The following is a 4,147-nucleotide window of genomic DNA, read 5'->3' as shown; positions in this document are numbered from 1 at the left end:
TCTTGTGGCCTCGGGGCTTGCTGACACATCAACCCCGATGCCATGGTTTGGAAACAAGGAACTGGTCATCAGTTTCGCTTGATTGCCTCAGTGGCCCAAGCGTTAGTCATTTCCAGTACCGTGGAAATCGAGGCTAGGCCTCAATCAACTCACCCTCAAGCAGGAAGATCCCGATGACTTCTGCTTCGGCATCACCGGAGTGCAGATTTCACACGGCTTCCGGAGCGGGCATTCAGAGGGGGGAGGGCATGTGGCGAAATTAGTATGCGGCAAATCCGCCGCCGATCTCCTTGATTGACGCCAAGCAAGGCCGGCAACCTAGTGTAGTGCGTCAAACAGATCTTTACTTATGACAGCCATGAAATCGGCAGAAACCCTTGTCTTTCCAGCAAATCATATGTCAACGGACTTCTGACGCACTACACTAGTCCCTCCCCGCCCAAGCCTACCCGGTAGACAGTGCCGGCTCCCTCCCTTCTCTTGTCAAACACAATCCAATTTTGTTAAAATGTGCCGAAACTTCTTAGCCGCTTTTCTTGCATCGAACCGGCTGTCGATTTTGGAGGAGGGCTTCCTCATGATCGGCAAGACGCTGGGCCATTATCAGATCACAAGTCAAATCGCTAAAGGCGGAATGGTCGACCAGGAGCAGAAGTCTTCATGCTCGGCAAAAGCTTCAATCCTTACGAAATCACTGAACACCTCGACGCAGGAGCAAAGGGAGCGGTGTATAGGGCCAAGTACCCAGAAACTTGGCCGCGACGTGGCGATCAAAGTTCTGCCTGAAGAGTTTGCGCTGGATGCGGACCGGGTCGCCCGATTCCAGCGGGAGGCAAATGTTCTCGCTTCCCGGAACCGCCCTAATATCGCAGCCACACACGGGCTACTTATTTTCCCTATACTCCGGTTTGATTTCGATAATGTTCAATAAAGGGTTTGGCAAAGGAGGCACCTCATGAGAAACAGGATTGTCTTGCATATTGTTTTCACAATAGCCGCTCTCGGATTAATGTGCGGAAGTGTTAGTGCTAAGGGCATAGTGGATCAAGAGCAATGGAGGTATACTGGTTCGCACAGTCTGGCGATTGCTCCTCCTAACGGGTACATAATTTTTGATCAGGCTGTTACCGCAGGCGTGACAGGACTGTTGACGAATGTGGAGTTCTATGCGGATGTGACCTCGGACCGGGTATACTTTTTTGTAAACCAATCGGGGCGTCACAATGGGCCTGCGCTTGGGGCGACCTTCGTGACCAAGTTGGCCAAGGGATCCGGTTTATACAATACTGATGTATCGGCGGCAAAGATCTTTCTAAAGGCCGGAGACGTCTTTTCCATCGGCCTCATTGGAGGGGAGGGTGATACTCCAGCCGGATCTTTCAGAGCAGCCATAAATGCGAATCCCAAAGCCTACGCCGGAGCCCTATACTATCGTTATGGCGGCACGGGCTGGCTCGGTCTGGGTTACGACGACGACATGATGTTCCGCACATATGTCACCCCTTTGGATCAGGAGCAATGGACGGATAACGGTTCACACAATTTGGCGATTGCTCCGCCTAACGGGCACATAGTTTTTGATCAGTCTGTTACTGCAGGCGTGACGGGACTGTTGACGAATGTGGAGTTCTATGCGGATGTGACCTCGGATCGGGTATACTTTTTTGTAAACCAATCGGGGCGTAACAATGGGCCTGCTCTTGAGGCGACCTTTGTGACCAAGTTGGCCAAGGGATCCGGTGTATACAATGTTGATGTATCGGCGGCAAAGATCTATCTAAAGGACGGGGACGTCTTTTCCATCGGCCTCGTTGGAGGGGAGGGTGATACTTCGGCCGGGTCTTTCAGAGCAGCCATAGATGCGAATCCCAAAGCCTACGCCGGAGCCCTATACTATCGTTATGGCGGCACGGGCTGGCTGGGTCTGGGTTACAACGACGACATGATGTTCCGCACGTATGTCACGCCTCTGGAATTGGGTTGCTTCCCTCAGGTTGCCATAGGGGGTGGGATCACTACGACTCTCATCCTCCTGAATAACGGCGCCGAAACAACCACCGGAAGCCTCACGCTCACCGATCAGTTGGGTAATCCCTTATCGGCCAGCCTTACTGAGAGTGGTATGCAACTCCAGACCTTGGGCGCCGGCGAGGTACCGGTCTCAATAGCGCCTGGCGCAACACTCTTTCTAAAAGCCGATGCATTCAATCCTTCCGATCCTACCAAAGTTGGCTGGGCACACTTAGAATCCCACGGTGGCTCGCTCGGGGCTGTTGCTACTTACGAAATCACCGAAGGCGGGGCGCTGAAAACCACTGTCGGTGTTCTGGCCTCTCAGCCTGTTGGGGCCGCAACGATCCCGGTCAACAACGATGCTACTCGGGATCGTCGTACGGCCTTTGCCGTGGCGAATTATGGCGGTGAAGATATCAACATAAGAATAGTCGTTGTTGATAAGAATGGCACTGTCATCAATACGATTACAGCACCAGAGCTTAATCCCCTGGGTCCGCAGAAGCAGGTGGCAAGATACCTGGACGAGTATGATGGATCGAAGCGGAATTTTCAGGGATCGATGGTATTGATAGTTGAGGCTGGAAAACGATTCGTGGTTACGGCCTTGGTTCAAAATCAAGGATTATACACATCAATTCCTGTTATTCCTGGAAAGGCTTCGAATATCCCAGATTAGTCGAACGCGATCACCGGTTCCTCGTTGGTAAACGGCACGTTCGACGAACTCTTGAGCTATGCGAGAAATGCTTGCCTCGTCACAGTGTATGGAGGAAGCGTGGGGATGATTCCCGACATGTTGTTCGAAAGGGGTATTCATATGGTGTACTGTTCGCGCATTTCAGATCCCGACGCTTTCGAACGCGGCATGATTTATGATATGAATATGGAAGCCGTGATGGAGAGCACCCAGACTCAGCCGACAATTCAGCTTGCATAGAAGTTAGCATTACATGCGCTTGTTCTGATGATGAAGTGAAATCAGCTCTTTGCCATGAGGCTAAGCTCCTCGAGGACGTGAAGGATAGGCGAAATAAGCTGCCGATGTAGGGATCACGGACATCCCGGCGTCTCCGCCTACTTCCGATATGGAGCTCTTATGTCAACTTCCGAGGCAAAGTCCCCCGAAATCTCGTTGTGGCGGCCATTATAACCCATAACGGCAGAAGGGAATGCCGAATTTGGACGCAGCTTCAGTATTGCCGAGCTGTGCTGCCCGTGATAGTCTCATGGCAGCCCATACATGGGACCACCGAGCGCGAATCATCGACAACTGGCTCGCGCCAATCCGGCATGAACATGCCGCTGCGCGATATTCATCGTGGAACGAACAACCTCTGTATTCCATACATGGCAGGCTCCCCATGAAACAATCTGTGCATAACGCAGTGTTGCGCTTGGAATTCGCCACAGCCTTCTTCTTGGCAGTGATGGCGCTACCTCAAATCGGTATTGCCCAAGGCCAGCTTGAGGCGCACCTGCTCCCCAACAACACGTACGACACTTATGCGGGCAAAGACTATTTTGCCGTTATGGAGGGATCTGTCGACCTGATTGGTCTGCTCAAGAATGTGCAACGGAACCACTTGAGCAATTCAAATTTCGGTCGTGATTTCACCAGCGGCGCGAATTATTACGGAATTGACGATTTGCGCTATGCGCTCTGGGTGTTTCCGAATCATCCTATCGCGCTTGAATTGCTGGAGACGGTCGTCGGCAACGCGGGCGAGGCGGCGATGCGCAAGCCTCTCCGGCCCGCATCTTTCCGGCGCTCGACTTCCTGGCCGCCCTGTGCACCCACGTGCCGGATTCGGGACAGCAGCTGGTCAGGTATTACGGAGCTTTTTCCGATGCGCGCCCGCTTTCGTCTCGCGCTCCCGCAGCCGGACTACAGCCGCTGCGCCAGGACGATTCCGACAGCGGCGCCGAGTTCGCGCGCGGCCGCAGGCGCTCGTGGGCCCGGTTGATCAAGAAAGTGTACGAAGCGGACCCGCGGGTCTGCCCCCGCTGCTCCGGCGCCCTTAAGATCATCAGCCTGATCGGCGACGGCCCGGTGATTGAAAGGATCCTGCGCCACCTGAAGCTGTGGCACCGGCCCGAGCGTCCGCCGCCGCGCCCCGCCGGGCGAGCGATC

The 4,147-nt window shown here is 53.9% G+C and carries 3 protein-coding genes and 1 pseudogene; all 4 read left to right on the top strand.

Annotation, left to right across the window (positions count from 1 at the left end; all coding sequences use genetic code 11):
* Nucleotides 1–577: 577 nt before the first annotated feature.
* Nucleotides 578–931, top strand: a complete 354-nt coding sequence (locus LAP85_29665; GenBank protein ID MBZ5500578.1) for a hypothetical protein — start codon at nucleotides 578–580, stop codon at nucleotides 929–931.
* Between the two features lie 24 nt (nucleotides 932–955).
* Nucleotides 956–2,692, top strand: a complete 1,737-nt coding sequence (locus LAP85_29660) for a hypothetical protein (protein ID MBZ5500577.1) — start codon at nucleotides 956–958, stop codon at nucleotides 2,690–2,692.
* A gap of 9 nt (nucleotides 2,693–2,701) precedes the next feature.
* Nucleotides 2,702–2,953 (top strand): annotated as a pseudogene (locus LAP85_29655) (hypothetical protein).
* Between the two features lie 756 nt (nucleotides 2,954–3,709).
* A partial coding sequence (locus LAP85_29650) for a transposase (protein ID MBZ5500576.1) occupies nucleotides 3,710–4,147 on the top strand: 438 nt, incomplete at its 3' end.

The organism is Terriglobia bacterium, assembly GCA_020072565.1.
Classification (GTDB): Bacteria; Acidobacteriota; UBA6911; order UBA6911; family UBA6911; genus JAFNAG01.
The sequence above is the reverse complement of the archived record's forward strand: the minus strand, read 5'-3'. Positions and strand labels throughout refer to the sequence as shown.